This is a genomic window from Variovorax ginsengisoli, from assembly GCF_030486595.1.
Classification (GTDB): Bacteria; Pseudomonadota; Gammaproteobacteria; order Burkholderiales; family Burkholderiaceae_C; genus Variovorax; species Variovorax ginsengisoli_B.
The window spans coordinates 1-17,259 of record NZ_JAUJZH010000017.1; the positions used below are offsets into that span (position 1 = coordinate 1).

Genomic DNA, 17,259 nt, shown 5'->3' on the forward strand with positions numbered 1-17,259 from the left:
AACTCATCGGTCACCACCCACGACTCAACACGTTTCGCCAAGATCTCGATCCATCGCCGCGCCCAATGCGGCTCGGATCGACAGTTTACCTATTTACGGATAAGTTCTAAGTGAATTTTTGCCACAAGGCGGCCAGCCACACGCCGACGCACAGCAGTATCGACAGCAGCACCGCCGCGCTGCCCAGGTCCTTGGCGGCCTTCGACAACGAATGCCATTCGGGTCCTATGCGGTCGATGGCGGCCTCGATCGCGCTGTTGAGCAACTCGACGATCAAGACCAGCACCACCGTGGCGACCAGCAGCGCCACCTCGACCCAGCTGCGGCCGACCCAGAAGGCGGCCGGGACCATGACGACGGCGCAGGCCACTTCTTCGCGGAAGGCGGCCTCGCGCCAACCGGCGCGAAAGCCGTTCACCGAGATCAATGCGGCGTGCCAGACGCGCCGGATGCCGCGCCGCAGGGCCTGCGGATTGACCGGATCGGAGCCGTTCATCGCCGGCTCATCGGCTTGGAGGCGATCAGCCGGGTGCCGGCCCAGGCGTCGTGCCAGAACTGCCGCTCGGGATGGAAGCGCGCCAGCAGGGCCCAGACCGCCACCCAGCCGAGGACCAGCACGGAGGCTTCGCCGCCGCCGAGCTTGAACGGCGCTATGAGCGCGAGCGGCGGCAGGAACCAGACCCAGCTGAGCAGGTAGCGCAGCAGCGCCCGGCCCTGGCTCAACGCCCGGCCCCGGCGGTCAACCACGCGGATGCCCCAGGTCTTCATGGCCAGGGTCTGCCCCTTGGCCCAGAAAAAGACGAAGTAGACGCCGAAGACAATGAACAGGAAGGCCTGCAGCAGATGCCGGCGCGAATCCATCGCGTCACGCATCTGGCCCAGGGTGCTGAAGAGCCAGCCGGCGACGAACACCACCGCGAACAGCAGCATGCCTTCGTAGAGCCAGCAGGCCATGCGGCGCCAGAGACCGGGCGTGCCCGGCAGCGGGGACGCGGCGTCGCCACCGACAGCCGAGTGCGGTCCGGTCGGGCCGGAGAGTGTGGATGCCATCGACGATCAGGGTGCCGACGATGGCTGTTCGGCCTGGCGGACCGGCGGGGTCGATACCACCGGCGGCTCCACGGTGGGGGCGCTGGGGGTTGGCGGCGGCACCTGCGCTTCGGCGGAGACGGGAGGGCTGAACGAGGGCGCCGGGGCGACCGGGCGTGCGACGGCCGTCGGCGCGGCCGGTGGCGCCAGCTGGATTCGCGGCATGTGCTGAGGGTCGGGGCCGGCTGCGGGCACCGGCACCAGCTTCTGGAGCGGCACTGGCCGGATGGCCGCGGCGGCGCCCGGCGAGGTCGTCGGGGCGCTGGCGGCGAGCCGGCTCTTTTCCTCGTCACTGAGGGCCTGGTAGGCCTCCCACTTGGCCTTGCGCTCATCGGCGGGCAAGCGTTTGGCGTCGGCGAAATTGAGACGCGCTTGAGCGCGCTCCTGGTTGCTCAGCTTGGCCCACTCTTCCATGCGGCTGTGCAGGATCTCGCGGTCTGCGGTCGACATCTCCGCGTAATCACGCACGATCGCGAGCCATTTGCGCTTATGGGGCTCGGTCAATTCATCCCAGGTGGACGCCAGGGGCTCCAGGGCCCTCTGCTGACGCGAGGTCAGGTCGCGCCAAGCGGGCTTGGCGATGGCCTTGGCCGCCGGAGCCGGTGCCTTGGCGGGCGGGGCGTCGGCGGGCGGCCCGGCCGCGGTCTCGAACGCGACCAGCACCAGCGCCGCGAACAAGACACCGGCCGCGGAAGAGAAGGGAAGTGAAGGCAGCATTCGTCGCGGGGAGGAATCAGCGCTCGCCAGCGTCGCTGGTCTTCAGGAACTGGGCAAAGCCGGGGTCGGTGTAGGCCGCGGGCGGCAGGTCATCGGTCAGGAGCGCCGAGTCGACTTCCGCCAGTTCGTCGGTACGGCGTTCTTCCTGGATCACGCTGATCGCCATCAGGCCCGCCACCAGTGCCACCAGCGGCACCACCGAGCCGATGCGCGTCCACCAGCCGCCACCCAGGACGGCGGCGTGGCCGCTGGCCACCACCACCGGGACCGATCGGAGTTCGGGTGCGGTCTTGCGGCGTGCCACCGCCTGCACGCGGGCCGCGCGCAAGCGCTCGCCGACCTCGTGCGAGAGATCGAGGTTGCCGGCAGACAGGCGCGCGGCGACCCGGCGGCCGAATTGCTCTTCGAAGGCAACGGCGGACCCTGTCGGGGTGGTGTTTGTTGGTTTCATAGCGAAATTCCCTTGGCTCTGAGCGCCTTGCTCAAGGCGTGCACGGCCCGCGAACAGTGGGTCTTGACGCTCCCTTCGGAGCAGCCCATCGCGGCGGCCGTCTCGGCGACGTCCATTTCCTCCCAGTAACGCATTAGAAAGGCCTCGCGTTGACGTCCTGGCAGTGCGGCAATTTCTTCTTCGATCTCGTGAAAGATCTGCGTGCGCCGGGTGGCGTCCTCGGCGCTCTCGCTTTCGCGCGTGTCGGTCGGGGCCTGAACGTGTTCCAGAAGGTCGAAATCGCCTTCGTCGTCGATCGATTCGAAGTCGCTCAGGTTCGAGAACAGGGCCCGCCGGGTCTTCTGGCGCCGGAACCAGTCGAGCGTGCAGTTCGAGAGGATCCGCTGGAACAGCATCGGCAGCTCGTTGGCCGGCTTGTCCCCATAGTGCTCGGCGAGCTTCATCATGCTGTCCTGCACGATGTCGAGCGCTGCCTCTTCGTCCCGCACGTGGTAGACGGAACGCTTGAATGCCCGTCGTTCGACGCTCTTCAGGAAGTCGGAAAGTTCTTTTTCAGTGGCCAAGCGAATCCGGCGCCGGGGAAGTGCGCCGCGTGGGGAAAAGTCTCGGGGACGTTTGTCTTTTTGTCGCCGCGGATTATGCCCCGGTGCCCGCCGGGCTCGCTCGGGCCGCCAATCGGGCTTCCTGCATGTCATAATCCGCCTTGCAAGTCAAAAGGCAAACGGGTCACGGTCCGGCGGTATACAGATACGCTCATGGTTGTGGCCTCAAGTCCTGACGCGGCTTCAAAAGAGCTGGCGAAGGGGCACCCAAGGTTTTTCGTTCCCGAAAAAACACAAAGGTTCATCATGGAAATCTCCAAGGCGGAACTCACTTCCGCAGCAGCCGCATCCTCCGGGATGAGCAACCAAACCCAAGAACTCATGGGCGCCGAGGTGCTGGTCAAGGCACTGCAGGCCGAGGGCGTCAAGTACGTCTGGGGCTACCCCGGCGGCGCGGTTCTCTACATCTACGACGCCTTCTACAAGCAGGACACCATCCAGCACGTGCTGGTGCGCCACGAGCAGGCCGCCGTCCACGCGGCCGACGGCTACGCGCGCGCCACCGGCGACGTCGGCGTCGCCTTGGTCACCTCCGGCCCTGGCCTGACCAACGCGGTCACCGGCATCGCCACGGCCTACATGGACTCGATCCCGATGGTGATCATCTCGGGGCAGGTGCCGACCGCCGCGATCGGCCTCGACGCCTTCCAGGAATGCGACACCGTCGGCATCACGCGGCCGATCGTCAAGCACAACTTCCTCGTCAAGGATCCGAAGGACCTGGCGATGACCATGAAGAAGGCCTTCCACATCGCCCGCAGCGGCCGCCCCGGCCCGGTGGTGGTCGACGTGCCGAAGGACGTCTCCTTCAAGAAGGTCCCCTACAGCGGCTATCCCGACAAGGTCGAGATGCGCTCGTACAACCCGGTGCGAAAGGGCCACGGCGGCCAGATCCGCAAGGCGCTTCAGCTGTTGCTGAACGCCAAGCGTCCCTATATCTATACCGGCGGCGGCGTGCTGCTCGGCAACGCGACGAACGAACTGCGTACGCTGGTCGACATGCTCGGCTATCCGGTCACGAACACGCTGATGGGCCTGGGCGCCTATCCTGCGTCGGACCGCAAGTTCCTCGGCATGCTGGGCATGCACGGCACCATCGAAGCCAACAATGCGATGCAGAACTGCGACGTGCTGCTGGCCGTGGGCGCGCGCTTCGATGACCGCGTGATCGGCAACCCGAAACACTTCGCCCAGAACGAACGCAAGATCATCCACGTCGATATCGACCCGTCGAGCATCTCCAAGCGCGTCAAGGTCGACATCCCGATCGTCGGCGACGTCAAGGACGTGCTGACCGAACTGATCTCGATGATCCGCGAGAGCACGACCCGTCCCGATGCCGGCGCGCTGGCCAGCTGGTGGAGCACCATCGAGGAATGGCGCGGCAAGGACTGCCTCAAGTACGATCGTGGCAACAAGGAAGTGATCAAGCCGCAGTACGTCATCGAGACGCTGTGGAACATGACCAAGGACGCCGACACCTACATCACGTCCGACGTCGGCCAGCACCAGATGTGGGCGGCGCAGTACTACCGCTTCGACGAGCCGCGGCGCTGGATCAATTCGGGCGGGCTGGGCACCATGGGCGTGGGCATTCCGTACGCGATGGGCATCAAGCTCGCAAAGCCGGAGTCGGAAGTGTTCTGCGTCACCGGCGAGGGTTCGGTGCAGATGTGCATCCAGGAGCTCTCGACCTGCCTGCAGTACAACACGCCGATCAAGATCTGCTCGCTCAACAACCGCTACCTGGGCATGGTGCGCCAGTGGCAGGAGATCGAGTATTCGGGCCGCTACAGCCACAGCTACATGGACGCGCTGCCCAACTTCGTGAAGCTGGCCGAGGCCTATGGCCACGTCGGCCTGCTGATCGAACGGCCGCAGGACGTGGAGCCGGCATTGCGCGAGGCGCGCAAGCTCAAGGACCGCACCGTGTTCATGGACTTCCGCACCGACCCGACCGAGAACGTGTTCCCGATGGTCAAGGCGGGCATGGGCATCACCGAGATGCTGCTGGGTTCCGAAGACCTCTAGCGCGAGCGAAAGCGAAGCCACAAGTCCCCGCGTCCGATGGACCGGGTTTCAACTTTTAAATTGACGAATCTATTGTCCGTCGAGCCCGTGTATTACCGTGCACGGGGGAGGGCGGCGAAAAGAGGAGTCCTGCTGACATGAAACACATCATTGCCGTGCTGCTCGAGAACGAGCCCGGTGCACTCTCCCGCGTCGTCGGCCTGTTCTCGGCCCGCGGCTACAACATCGAATCGCTGACCGTCGCGCCGACCGAGGACGCTAGCCTCTCGCGCATGACCATCGTCACCGCGGGCTCGGACGACGTGATCGAGCAGATCACCAAGCACCTGAACCGCCTGATCGAGGTCGTCAAGGTGGTCGACCTGACCGAAGGCGCCTACACCGAGCGCGAGCTCATGATGGTGAAGGTGCGCGCGGTCGGCAAGGAGCGCGAAGAAATGATGCGCATGGCCGAGATCTTCCGCGGCCGCATCATCGACGTGACCGACAAGAGCTACACCATCGAGCTCACCGGCGACCACGGCAAGAACGACGCCTTCCTCGAAGCCATCGATCGCGGGGCGATCCTCGAGACGGTCCGTACCGGCGCCAGCGGCATTGGCCGCGGCGAGCGCATCCTGCGCGTCTGAACCCATCCATCCACACACCAGCGAATCAACGAAGGAGCACTCTCATGAAGGTTTATTACGACAAGGACGCCGACCTCAGCCTGATCAAGGGCAAGACCGTCGCGATCATCGGCTACGGCAGCCAGGGCCATGCGCACGCGCAAAACCTGAACGACAGTGGCGTGAAGGTCGTGGTCGGCCTGCGCAAGGGCGGCGCATCGTGGGACAAGGTCGGCAAGGCCGGCCTCAAGGTCGCCGAAGTGGCCGACGCGGTGAAGTCCGCCGACGTGGTCATGATCCTGCTGCCCGACGAACAGATCGCCAGCGTCTACAAGAACGACGTCGCGCCGAACATCAAGGAAGGCGCTTCGCTGGTCTTCGCCCACGGCTTCAACGTGCACTACGGCTTCGTGCAGCCGCGCGCCGACCTCGACGTCTGGATGGTCGCCCCGAAGGCGCCCGGCCATACCGTGCGCAGCACCTACACCCAGGGCGGCGGCGTGCCCCACCTCGTGGCCGTGCACCAGGACAAGAGCGGCAAGGCGCGCGACCTGGCGCTGTCCTACGCCACCGCCAACGGCGGCGGCAAGGCCGGCATCATCGAGACCAACTTCCGCGAAGAAACCGAGACCGACCTGTTCGGCGAACAAGCGGTCCTGTGCGGCGGAACGGTGGAGCTGATCAAGGCCGGCTTCGAGACGCTGGTGGAAGCCGGCTACGCGCCCGAGATGGCGTATTTCGAATGCCTGCACGAACTCAAGCTGATCGTCGACCTGATCTATGAAGGCGGCATCGCCAACATGAACTACTCGATCTCGAACAACGCCGAATACGGCGAGTACGTGACCGGCCCGCGCATCGTCACGGACGAGACCAAGAAGGTCATGAAGCAGGTGCTGAAGGACATCCAGACCGGCGAATACGCCAAGAGCTTCGTGCTCGAAGCCGCCGCCGGCCAGCCCGCGCTGATCAGCCGCCGCCGCATCAACGCCGAGCACCAGATCGAAGTCGTCGGCGAGCAGCTGCGCGCGATGATGCCCTGGATCAAGAAGAACAAGCTGGTCGACCAGACCCGCAACTGATCGGAAACTCTCCGAGGCAAGAAGGGCCACCCTGCGGTGGCCCTTTTTCATGGAGGCGCGCTTTGCGCCTGAACTAAACTGCCACCGATGTTTGCCATCTCCCGTCCTGCCCCGTCCCCGAGCCCCTTTCCCACTGGAGGCCGACCCCATGCATGACGACACGCTTCCCGACGACGTGCCGACGCGCAAGCGGCGCAAGGGCATCTACATCCTGCCGAACCTGTTCACGCTGGCGGCCCTGTTTGGCGGCTTCTACTCGGTCGTGATGGCCATGAACGCGCGCTTCGACCTGGCGGCGCTCGGCGTCTTCGCGGCCATGATCCTCGACAGCCTGGACGGCCGCGTGGCGCGCATGACCAATACGCAAAGCGCCTTCGGCGAGCAGATGGACTCGCTGTCCGACATGGTGTCCTTCGGCGCCGCGCCAGCCCTGATCGCCTATGAGTGGTCGCTCAAGGGGCTGGGCCGCTGGGGCTGGATCGCGGCCTTCGTCTATTGCGCCTGCGCGGCGCTTCGGCTGGCGCGTTTCAACGTCAACACCGGGGTGGTCGACAAGCGCTGGTTCCAGGGCCTGCCGTCGCCGGCGGCGGCGGCACTGGTGGCCGGCTTCATCTGGCTCGTGACCGAGTGGGGCAAGCGGGGCGGCGAGGTGCTGTACCTGTCGTGGAACCAGATCACCTGGATCACTTTCGCCTTCACGCTGTATGCGGGGCTGTCGATGGTGACCAATGCGCCGTTCTACAGCTTCAAGGACATCCAGGTGAAGCGCAGCGTGCCGTTCGCCGTGATCGTGCTGATCGCGTTGGGCATTGCGGTCATCAACATCCACCCGCCGACCGTGCTGTTCGGCGTCTTCGTCGCCTATGGGCTGAGCGGCTACGTAGTGTACGCGTGGCGCAAGGCCAAGGGGCAGCAGGTGAGCGTGATCAGCATTTCAACGGATGAGCCCGACGAACGGGGCCTCCACAACTGATTTGCACTGTGCTACATTCACGGCTCCCATGAACAAGATTTCGCTGGCCCTACTACTGATCCCCTTCGGGCGGAGACGGTAGAGCGCGCGCGCAAATCCCTCACCACGGCCCGTTCGCACCAGCAACGGGCCGTTTTGTTTGGGGTTGCTGGTGGACTCCCAACCACAGCGAGAAATCCAAGATGTTGAAGCAACCCGACCGCAAGTACCGCGCCTTCGCCCCGATCGCATTGAAGGACCGCACCTGGCCCGACGCCGTGCTGACCCGCGCGCCGATCTGGCTGTCGACCGACCTGCGCGACGGCAACCAGGCGCTGGTGGAGCCGATGGACATCGCCCGCAAGATGAAGATGTTCGAGACGCTGGTGGCGATCGGCTTCAAGGAAATCGAAGTGGGCTTTCCCTCGGCCTCGCAGGTCGAGTTCGATTTCGTGCGCAAGCTGATCGAAGAAGACCGCATCCCCGACGACGTCACGATCCAGGTACTCACGCAGGCCCGCGACCACCTGATCGAGCGCACCTTCGAGGCGCTGCAGGGTGCGCCGCGCGCCATCGTGCACCTCTACAACGCGGTGGCGCCGATCATGCGGCGCGTGGTGCTGGGCATGGACGAGGACCAGATCGTCGAGCTCGCGACCACCCATGCACGCATGTTCAACGACTGCGCCGCCAGGCAGCCGGCCACGCAGTGGACCTTCGAGTACTCGCCCGAGATGTTCTCGGGCACCGATCTCGCGTTTTCCAAGCGGGTGGTCGATGCGGTCACCGAGGTCTGGGCACCGACGCCCGAGCGCAAGTGCATCGTCAACCTGCCGTCGACGGTCGAGCATTCGACGCCGAACATCTTCGCCGACATGATCGAATGGATGCACCGCCATCTCGCGCGCCGTGACGCGATCGTGCTGTCGGTGCATCCGCACAACGACCGCGGCACCGGCACGGCAGCCGGCGAGTTCGCCCTGATGGCCGGCGCCGACCGCATCGAAGGCTGCCTGTTCGGCAACGGCGAGCGCACCGGCAATCTCGACCTGGTGAACGTAGCGCTCAACCTCTACACCCAGGGCGTGTCGCCCGAGCTCGATTTCTCGAACATCGACGAGATCCGCGCCGTCGTCGAGCACTGCAACCAGTTGCCCGTGCATCCGCGGCATCCGTACGTGGGCGACCTGGTCTACACCTCGTTCTCGGGCTCGCACCAGGACGCGATCAAGAAGGCCTTCAGCGACCGCAAGGACGGCGACATCTGGGACATGCCGTATCTCCCGATCGATCCGAAGGACGTCGGCCGGAGCTACGAAGCCGTGATCCGCGTCAACAGTCAGTCGGGCAAGGGCGGCATCGCCTATCTGCTCGAGAGCGAATATGGGCTCGAGCTGCCGCGTCGCCTGCAGATGGAGTTCAGCCAGACCGTGCAGCGGGTGATGGACGTCGCAGGCAAGGAACTGACCGCGGCCGACCTCTATGCGCTCTTCGAGCGCGAGTACGGCGTGCGCGACGACAGCGGCCCGCAGCACCAGGTGCTCGAAGAGCAGGGCGAAGGCGCCGCCGCATCGGTGGTGCTGCGCGCCGACCTGCCGTGGGAGGGCGACATCCGTCCGATCGAAGGCCGCGGCAACGGACCGATCGACGCCTTCATCCACGCCCTGGCCGGCGCCACCGGGCACGCGATCCGCGTGATCGACTACCACCAGCACGCGATCGGCGCCGGTGCCGACGCCCAGGCGGTCGCCTACCTCGAACTGCGCGTCGACGAAGCGATGACGCTGTTCGGTGTCGGCATCGATGCCAATATCATCTCGGCCTCGCTCAAGGCCATCGTTTCGGGGTTGACCCGGGCGCGGGCGCGGGGCGCGCACAGCGCACAATCGGTGGCTGAACCCGCATAAGGCGACGCACGGACGCGCCCCTTGGGCGCGTCCCGGCACAAGGAGACCACGATGGCTGACAAACTGATCATTTTCGACACCACCCTGCGCGACGGCGAACAGTCGCCGGGTGCCTCCATGACCAAGGACGAGAAGCTGCGCATCGCGCGCCAGCTCGAGCGGCTGCGGGTCGACGTCATCGAGGCCGGCTTCCCGGCCAGTTCGAACGGCGACTTCGATGCCGTGAGCGCGATCGCCAAGGCGATCAAGGACTCCACCGTCTGCGGCCTGTCGCGCGCCAACGACCGCGATATCTCGCGCGCGGCCGAAGCGCTCAAGGGGGCGGCCAACGGGCGCATCCACACCTTCATCGCGACCTCGCCATTGCACATGGAGAAAAAGCTGCGGATGACGCCCGACGAGGTGTTCGAGCAGGCCAAGCTGGCGGTGCGCTTCGCCCGCAACCTGGTGGCCGACGTCGAGTTCAGCCCCGAGGACGGCTACCGCAGCGACCCGGACTACCTGTGCCGGGTGCTCGAGGCCGTGATCCACGAAGGCGCCACCACGATCAACGTGCCGGACACCGTGGGCTACGCCATTCCCGAGCTCTACGGCAACTTCATCAAGTCGCTGCGCGAGCGCATCCCGAACAGCGACAAGGCCATCTGGTCGGTCCATTGCCACAACGACCTCGGCATGGCGGTGGCCAATTCGCTGGCCGGCGTCAAGATCGGCGGTGCCCGGCAGGTCGAATGCACCATCAACGGACTGGGCGAGCGCGCCGGCAACTGCTCGCTCGAAGAGATCGTGATGGCAGTCAAGACCCGCAAGGACTACTTCGGCCTCGAGATGGGCATCGACACGCGCCACATCGTGGCCGCCAGCCGGATGGTCAGCCAGACCACCGGATTCGTGGTGCAGCCGAACAAGGCGGTGGTGGGGGCCAATGCCTTCGCCCATGCCTCCGGCATTCACCAGGACGGCGTGCTCAAGGCCCGCGACACCTACGAGATCATGCGGGCCGAGGACGTCGGCTGGAGCGCCAACAAGATCGTGCTGGGCAAGCTCAGCGGCCGCAACGCCTTCAAGCAGCGGCTGCAGGACTTGGGCGTTACCATGGAGAGCGAGGCCGACATCAACGCCGCCTTCGCCCGCTTCAAGGAACTGGCCGACAGAAAAAGCGAAATATTTGACGAAGACATCCTCGCTCTGGTCAGCGACGGAGAGCTCTCGCACGTTGGTGAGCAGTTCGGCTTTGTATCCTTGTCGCAACATAGTGAAACAGGTGAGCGGCCCCAGGCCCGCATCGTCTTCACCGTGCAGGGCAAGGAGGTCACGGGCGAGTCCGACGGCAACGGTCCGGTCGACGCGTCCCTGAAGGCGATCGAGGCCCATGTGAAGAGCGGGGCCGAGATGGTGCTCTATTCGGTCAATGCGATCAGTGGGTCGACGGAGAGCCAGGGGGAAGTGACGGTCCGTCTGCAGAATGCGGGCCGGGTGGTCAACGGGGTCGGTGCCGATCCCGACATCGTGGTCGCTTCGGCAAAAGCATACTTAAGTGCTCTCAACAAGTTACAGAGCCAAGCTGAGAGAGTGGCTGCACAAGGTTAGTTTTTCCGTGCTCCTTGTATTCGATTTGAAGAAGAGGATGCAAGTAACTGATATTGCGTGTCTTTTTTGATTTCGTTTACACTGCGGTCACCTTTTATCGCCGCTGGAGAGTTTTGAATGTCTGAAGCCCGTTCCTACCGAGTTTCCAGCCAGCGGTTCCTACCAACCCTCCGCCTTGCCGCCGTCGTTCTCTGTACGACGGCGTTTTTGTTGCCCGGCGCGCAGGCCGCCACCGCCGCCAAGAAGAAGACGGCCGTGAGCGCCGACTCGAGCCGCAAGGCCGCTTCGGGCACGAGCACGAAGCAGCCCGGCGGCAAGCCGGTCGCGAAGGTTGACAAAGCCGACAAGAGTGTGAGCGGCGGACGCAACGTGGTGGCGACGATCCGCCAGAAGAATGGCAAGACCGTGGTGGCCGTGCAGCGCCGCTCGATCGTCCGCGTCGCGGAAGCCGCGCCGGCGCGCCAGTCCTTCGGACAGATGGCCGGCCTGCACAGCACCGAAGACGCGCTCGACCTGAAGTCCAGCGTGGCCCTGGTGATCGACCAGGACACCCAGGAAGTCCTGTTCAGCAAGAACGACCACGCCGTGCTGCCGATCGCATCGTTGACCAAGCTCATGACCGGCCTGCTGATCAGCGAGGCCAAGCTGCCGTCCGATGAACTGATCACCATCACCCAGGACGACGTCGACACCGAGAAATTCAGCCGCTCGCGGCTGGTGGTGGGCACCAGCCTACCGCGCGGGGAACTGCTGCACCTGGCGCTGATGTCGAGCGAAAACCGCGCGGCGCACGCCCTCGGCCGCACCTACCCCGGCGGCCTGTCCACCTTCGTGAGCATCATGAATGCCAAGGCCAAGATGCTCGGCATGAAGGACACGAGCTACGTCGAGCCGACCGGCCTGTCGAGCCGCAACCAGTCGAGCGCCCAGGACCTGGCCCTGCTCGTGAATGCCGCTTACGCCGATGCCACCGTGCGCCAGTTGTCGACCTCGCCCGAGTACCAGGTGGAAGTCGGCAACCGTACGCTGCAGTTCAACACCACGAACCGCCTGGTCAAGAGCCCGGATTGGGACATCGGGGTGCAGAAGACCGGCTACATCTCGGAAGCCGGGCAGTGTCTGGTCATGCAAGCCAAGATCGCCGGTCGCAAGCTGATCATGGTGTTCCTGGATTCGGCCGGCAAGTTCAGCCGGATCGGGGATGCGGAGCGGGTCCGCCGCTGGGTCGAGGCGACCCATATGGGCAGGCCGAATCCGGGGATGCAGCAGGCGTTTGTGCACGCTGCGAGCTGAAGGCGAGGGGAGCGGGGACCTTTGATCAGTTGAGGACAGAGCAAAAACCGCTGCGCGGTTTGTTGGTCTGTCCCGCAAGGTCTCAGGTTCCGCAAGGTCTCACGAGGCGACCTGCTGCTCCGCCTTGTAACCCAACGCACCTGAAATCTCGTTGGCGGTGGCTTGCAGCTTCGGCAGCCAGCCCTCGTCGAGCCGGTCGGCCGGTGCCGAGATCGACAGGCCCGCGACCAGCTTGCCCTGGTCGTCGTAGATGCCGGCGGCCATGCAGCGCACGCCGAGCTCGAGTTCCTCGTTGTCGCGTGCGATGCCGTACTGGCGAGCCTTGGACAGCTCGCGCTCCAGGGCCGGCAATTGCGTGATGCTGTTGCGCGTGTGGCCGGCCAGGCCGGTCCGGGTGGCGTAGCTGCGGATGCGCTGGGGCTCGTCGACCGCCAGGAACAGCTTTCCGGTCGAGGTGAGGTGCAGCGGCGCCCGGCCACCGATGGCCCGCACCACCTGCATGCCCGAGCGCTCGCTGTAGGCGCGCTCGATGTAGACGATCTCGTCGCCCTGGCGCATGCTGAGGTTGACCGGCTGCTGGGTGAGCTTGTGCAGCTCCCGCATCGGCGTCAGAGCCGCGTCGCGCACATTGAGCCGGCCCTTGACCAGGTTGCCCAGCTCCAGCAGCCGCATGCCGAGGCGGTAGCTGCCCGCCTCGGGGCGGTCGACGAAGCGGCCGACAGCCAGGTCGTTGAGGATGCGGTGCGTGGTCGACGGATGCAGGCCCGTCTTTTCGCTGATTTCCTTGAGGGAAATCGCTTCTTCACGCGACGCCAGCACATCGATGAGCGAAAACATCCGCTCGATGACCTGGATCACGGGGGTGGCGGGAACGTCAGATTGTGGTTTTCTCATGTGCAACGCGGTGGGAGACCGGTCGCCATTTTACTTGGTGAAATGGGTTTGCGGTTGCCAGCGACCGTCGATCAGCACTTCATGCGGCGTAAAGCGCGCCTTGTAGTTCATCTTGGCGCTGCCTTCGATCCAGTAGCCGAGGTAGACGTGAGGCAGGGCGAGCTTGCGGGCCTGTTCGATCTGCCACAGCACGCTGTAGTTGCCGTAGCCGGCGCCCGGCTCGGGCTCGTAGAAGGTGTAGACCGCCGACAGGCCATCGTTCAGCACGTCGAGGATGGAGACCATCTTGAGGGCGCCGGCGCTGCCGTCGGGGAGCGTCTCGCGGAACTCGACCAGCCGCGAATTGACCCGGCTCTGGAGCAGGAACTGGGTGTACTGGTCGATGCTGTCGTGGTCCATGCCGCCACCCGAGTGGCGGCCGTTCTGGTAGCGCAGGTAGAGCTGGTAGTGCTCGGGCACGAAGCACAGCTTGAGCACCCGGGCCTGCAGGTTGGCGTGGCGCGTCACGGCGCGGCGCTGGCTGCGATTGGGCTTGAATTCGTTGGCCAGCACGCGCAGCGGCACGCAGGCGCTGCAACCGTCGCAATACGGCCGGTAGGTGAACATGCCGCTGCGGCGGAAGCCGCTCAGCACCAGGTCCGAGTAGGCGTCGTTGTGGATCAGGTGGCTCGGCGTGGCGACCTGCGAGCGCGCCTGCCGGTCCGGCAGATAGCTGCACGGATAGGGGGCCGTTGCGTAGAACTGCAGCGTGTGGAGCGGGAGATCCTTGAGGTGCGTCACGTCGGGATGGAGCTTCGCGCAGGCAGGAGTTCATTCCAGTATACGGGCTCGAAGCGCCAGACAGGGCCGGGTTCGCGGCGCGCGTGGGCGACGTGCGACACGAAGCGCTGGCGCGGCATTTCGCGGGCCCCGAGGCTGGCGAGATGGCTGGTTTTCTGCTGGCAATCGATCATGGCGATGCCATGGCGGCGGCAGAACGCGACCAAGGCCGCCAAGGCGATCTTCGAGGCGTCGGGACGGCGCGTGAACATCGATTCGCCGAACACCGCGCGGCCGATGGCGACGCAATAGAGGCCGCCCGCGAGCGCGCCGTCGATCCAGGTCTCGATGCTGTGGGCATGGCCGGCGCGGTGCAATTCGCCGTAGGCGGCCAGCATCTCCGGCAGGATCCAGGTGCCGGACTGGCCGGCCCGCGGTGCTTGGGAGCAGGCCGAGATGACCGTCTCGAAGCCGTGGTCGAAGCGGATTTCGCAGCGCGGCGAGGCGCGGAACGCGGTCAGGGTCTTGCGCAGCGACCGGTGGAGCCGGAAATCGGCCGTCTGGAGCACCATGCGCGGGTCGGGGCTCCACCACAGGATCGGCTGGCCCTCGCTGAACCATGGGAAGATGCCGCTGCCATAGGCCCGCAGCAGACTGGCGACATCGAGGCTGCCGCCGGCCGCCAGCAGGCCGGGCACGGGATCGGCATCGCCCCAGGCCAGGGCGGCATCGGGCAGGGGATCTCCAGGATCGAGCCAGGGCAGTTGCATGGTCGGAGGTATACACGGCTTCGGACGGGGTGGATCCGTTGCACAAGCCGAATGATCGCCAAAACCCTATAGTCGTTCCTGCACCCGCAAAAAATGCCCCCAACAAAGCAAGAGGACCCACGGTGACCACAGATACGAATCCCATGCGCTTCGGCAGCGGCCAGGCGGTCAGACGGCTCGAGGACGAGAAGCTGCTGGCCGGCGCCGGCCGCTACACCGACGACGTCGCACCGGCGGGCCAGAGCTGGCTTTGCTTCGTGCGTTCGCCCTATCCGCATGCGCGGCTGGGGGCGGTCGATACGGCGGCGGCCCGCGGAATGCCCGGCGTGCTCGGCGTCTTCACCGGGGCCGACCTGGACCGGGCCGGCGTCAAGCCGATGCCGGGAGCGCCCTTCAAGCGCGCCGACGGCGCCGACTGCGCGACGCCGCTGCGCCGGGTGCTGGCGCTGGAGCGCGTGCGTTTCGTCGGTGAGCCGGTCGCCGTCGTGGTCGCGGAGACTTTGACCCAGGCGCGCGATGCGGCCGAGGCGGTGATGGTCGACTACGAAGAGCTGCCGATGGTGGTCGACCTGCGGGCTGCGACCGCCGAGGGCGCGCCGCTGATCTGCGACGAGGGCACCGGCAACATCGCGGCCGAGATGCGCCACGGCAGCGCCGAAGCAACCGCGGAGGCTTTCGCCAAGGCCAGCCACGTGGTGGCGCTCGACGTCGTCAACCAGCGCGTGGTCGCGCTGACGATCGAGCCGCGCACCGTGCTGGCCGAGTTCGACCCTGCCACCGACCGGATCACGATCCGGATGAGCACGCAGATGCCTTCCGGCGTGCGCGATTCGGTGTGCGACGCGATCGGCCTCGCGAAGGACAAGGTGCGCGTGGTGGTGGGCGACGTGGGCGGCGGCTTCGGCATGAAGACCGGCGCCTATCCCGAGGACATCGCGGTCGCCTACGCCGCCCGCGCGCTGCAGCGCCCGGTGAAGTGGGTTGCGGACCGCAGCGAAGAGTTCCTGACGACCTCGCATGGCCGCGACATCGAGGCCAAGGCCGAGCTGGCACTCGACGCCCAGGGCAAGATTCTCGGCCTGCGCATCCGCACCCATGCCAACGTCGGCGCCTACGCGACCGGCACCGGGGTCGCGATCCAGCTGCTGATCGGCCCGTGGGTGCAGACCAGCGTCTACGACATCCAGACCATCGACTTCCATTTCAAGGCGGTGCTGACCAACACCGCGCCCACCGGTGCCTACCGCGGGGCCGGCCGGCCCGAGGCCATCTACACGATGGAGCGCCTGATGGACGAGGCGGCGCGCCAGACCGGCATCGACCGGATCGAACTGCGCCGGCGCAACTTCATCGGGCCGGCGCAGATGCCCTACAAGAATCCGATGCAGCAGGTCTACGACACCGGGGCCTTCGAATCGGTCATGGACCAGGCGCTGGCGCTGGCCGACTGGCAGGGCTTCGATGCCCGGGCGGCCGAATCGAAGCGGCAGGGGCGGATGCGCGGACTGGGCATCGCCACCTTCCTCGAGTGGACCGGCGGCAACGTGTTCGAGGAGCGCGTGACCGTCACGGTGCGCGCCGACGGCGTGATCGAGGTGTTTTCGGCCGTCAATGCGATGGGGCAGGGCATCGCGACCACCCTGGCGCAGCTGGTGGTCGATGCCTTTGGCGTGCCGATCGAGCAGGTGCACATCGTGCTGGGCGACACCGACCGCGGCGACGGCTTCGGCAGCGCCGGCTCGCGCTCGTTGTTCACCGGCGGCTCGGCGGTCCGGATCGGCGCCGAGCGCACCATCGAGAAGGGCCGCGAACTGGCGGCGAAAGAGCTCGAGGTGGCGACGGCCGACGTCGAATACGCTGCCGGCGTCTTCAAGGTGGCGGGCACCGACCTGAAGCTCGACCTGTTCACGCTGGCCGGCAAGCAGGCCGAGCAGCAGATCTTCGTCGACTCGACCAGCACGGTGTCGGGACCGACCTGGCCGAACGGCTGCCACATCACCGAGATCGAGATCGATCCGCCCACAGGCGAGATCAGCGTGCAGACCTATGCCTCGGTCAATGACGTCGGCCGGGTGGTCAACCCGCTGATCGTGCGCGGCCAGCTCGAGGGCGGGGCGGTGCAGGGCATCGGCCAGGCGCTGTGTGAGCGGGTGGTCTACGACAGCGAGACCGGCCAGCCGCTGACCGGCAGCCTGATGGACTACGCGGCACCGCGCGCCGACATCATCGCCACCATGTTCCGCATGGAGATGGACGAATCGACGCCGTGCAAGAACAACCCGCTGGGGGTCAAGGGCGTGGGCGAGCTGGGCACCATCGGCGCCACGCCGGCGGTGGTGAATGCGGTGGCGGATGCGCTGGCGCGCAACGGGCTGGCGGATCGGACGCCGCATCTGGACATGCCGTTGACCCCGGATCGGGTCTGGCGGTTGATGCAGGCGGCCTAGGAAGATTCAGTCAGTTGGGGACAGAGCAACAAGCCGCTTCGCCGTTTGTTGGTCTGTCCCGCAAGGT

Annotated in this window: 16 protein-coding genes; 8 read left to right on the forward strand and 8 right to left on the reverse strand. The window is 65.9% G+C overall.

Annotation, left to right across the window (positions count from 1 at the left end; all coding sequences use genetic code 11):
- Positions 1 to 106: 106 nt before the first annotated feature.
- The 5 genes from QZH52_RS21950 to QZH52_RS21970 form a co-directional block, all read right to left on the reverse strand.
- Positions 107 to 496: a diacylglycerol kinase gene (locus tag QZH52_RS21950; protein ID WP_301812708.1), complete on the reverse strand. Its 390-nt coding sequence runs from the start codon at positions 494 to 496 to the stop codon at positions 107 to 109.
- Complete coding sequence (locus QZH52_RS21955; RefSeq protein WP_436411620.1) at positions 493 to 954, reverse strand: RDD family protein; 462 nt, start codon at positions 952 to 954, stop codon at positions 493 to 495. Before QZH52_RS21955 ends, QZH52_RS21950 begins: the two co-directional genes overlap by 4 nt.
- Positions 955 to 1,056: 102 nt before the next feature.
- A complete protein-coding gene (locus QZH52_RS21960) occupies positions 1,057 to 1,806 on the reverse strand; it encodes a DUF3106 domain-containing protein (protein WP_301812710.1) in 750 nt (249 codons plus the stop codon).
- A 16-nt stretch (positions 1,807 to 1,822) separates the two neighbouring features.
- The gene (locus QZH52_RS21965) at positions 1,823 to 2,257 is read right to left on the reverse strand and encodes a DUF3619 family protein (RefSeq protein WP_301812711.1); all 435 of its coding nucleotides are present in this window, start codon (positions 2,255 to 2,257) and stop codon (positions 1,823 to 1,825) included.
- Positions 2,254 to 2,820 (reverse strand): RNA polymerase sigma factor, encoded by a 567-nt coding sequence (locus QZH52_RS21970; protein ID WP_301812840.1) that lies wholly within the window; start codon positions 2,818 to 2,820, stop codon positions 2,254 to 2,256. The genes QZH52_RS21965 and QZH52_RS21970 overlap by 4 nt, the downstream gene beginning before the upstream one ends.
- A 285-nt stretch (positions 2,821 to 3,105) precedes the next feature.
- On the opposite strand from QZH52_RS21970, the gene QZH52_RS21975 reads away from it, so the two are divergent.
- From QZH52_RS21975 to QZH52_RS22005, 7 genes are all read left to right on the forward strand, one after another.
- On the forward strand, positions 3,106 to 4,890 hold the full coding sequence (locus tag QZH52_RS21975) for an acetolactate synthase 3 catalytic subunit (protein ID WP_301812712.1): 1,785 nt from the start codon (positions 3,106 to 3,108) through the stop codon (positions 4,888 to 4,890).
- A 137-nt stretch (positions 4,891 to 5,027) separates the two neighbouring features.
- A complete protein-coding gene (gene ilvN, locus QZH52_RS21980; protein WP_068683703.1) occupies positions 5,028 to 5,519 on the forward strand; it encodes an acetolactate synthase small subunit in 492 nt (163 codons plus the stop codon).
- Between the two features lie 44 nt (positions 5,520 to 5,563).
- A complete protein-coding gene (ilvC, locus tag QZH52_RS21985) occupies positions 5,564 to 6,580 on the forward strand; it encodes a ketol-acid reductoisomerase (RefSeq protein ID WP_286368026.1) in 1,017 nt (338 codons plus the stop codon).
- 148 nt (positions 6,581 to 6,728) lie between these two features.
- Complete coding sequence (pssA, locus tag QZH52_RS21990) at positions 6,729 to 7,553, forward strand: CDP-diacylglycerol--serine O-phosphatidyltransferase (RefSeq protein WP_301812713.1); 825 nt, start codon at positions 6,729 to 6,731, stop codon at positions 7,551 to 7,553.
- A gap of 182 nt (positions 7,554 to 7,735) precedes the next feature.
- On the forward strand, positions 7,736 to 9,439 hold the full coding sequence (gene leuA / locus QZH52_RS21995) for a 2-isopropylmalate synthase (protein WP_301812714.1): 1,704 nt from the start codon (positions 7,736 to 7,738) through the stop codon (positions 9,437 to 9,439).
- Between the two features lie 51 nt (positions 9,440 to 9,490).
- Positions 9,491 to 11,029, forward strand: a complete 1,539-nt coding sequence (locus QZH52_RS22000) for a 2-isopropylmalate synthase (protein ID WP_301812715.1) — start codon at positions 9,491 to 9,493, stop codon at positions 11,027 to 11,029.
- 117 nt (positions 11,030 to 11,146) lie between these two features.
- On the forward strand, positions 11,147 to 12,322 hold the full coding sequence (locus QZH52_RS22005; protein WP_301812716.1) for a serine hydrolase: 1,176 nt from the start codon (positions 11,147 to 11,149) through the stop codon (positions 12,320 to 12,322).
- A 99-nt stretch (positions 12,323 to 12,421) separates the two neighbouring features.
- Here the strand turns inward: QZH52_RS22005 and QZH52_RS22010 are convergent, their stop codons facing one another.
- From QZH52_RS22010 to aat, 3 genes are read right to left on the reverse strand one after another with little or no spacing between them, the layout of a single operon-like run.
- The gene (locus QZH52_RS22010; protein WP_286532024.1) at positions 12,422 to 13,216 is read right to left on the reverse strand and encodes an IclR family transcriptional regulator; all 795 of its coding nucleotides are present in this window, start codon (positions 13,214 to 13,216) and stop codon (positions 12,422 to 12,424) included.
- A 30-nt stretch (positions 13,217 to 13,246) separates the two neighbouring features.
- Positions 13,247 to 13,996, reverse strand: coding sequence for an arginyltransferase (locus tag QZH52_RS22015; RefSeq protein ID WP_286528825.1), 750 nt, complete (start codon positions 13,994 to 13,996; stop codon positions 13,247 to 13,249).
- Complete coding sequence (aat, locus tag QZH52_RS22020) at positions 13,993 to 14,745, reverse strand: leucyl/phenylalanyl-tRNA--protein transferase (protein WP_301812717.1); 753 nt, start codon at positions 14,743 to 14,745, stop codon at positions 13,993 to 13,995. Before aat ends, QZH52_RS22015 begins: the two co-directional genes overlap by 4 nt.
- 122 nt (positions 14,746 to 14,867) lie before the next feature.
- On the opposite strand from aat, the gene QZH52_RS22025 reads away from it, so the two are divergent.
- On the forward strand, positions 14,868 to 17,192 hold the full coding sequence (locus QZH52_RS22025) for a xanthine dehydrogenase family protein molybdopterin-binding subunit (RefSeq protein WP_301812718.1): 2,325 nt from the start codon (positions 14,868 to 14,870) through the stop codon (positions 17,190 to 17,192).
- Positions 17,193 to 17,259 lie beyond the last annotated feature (67 nt).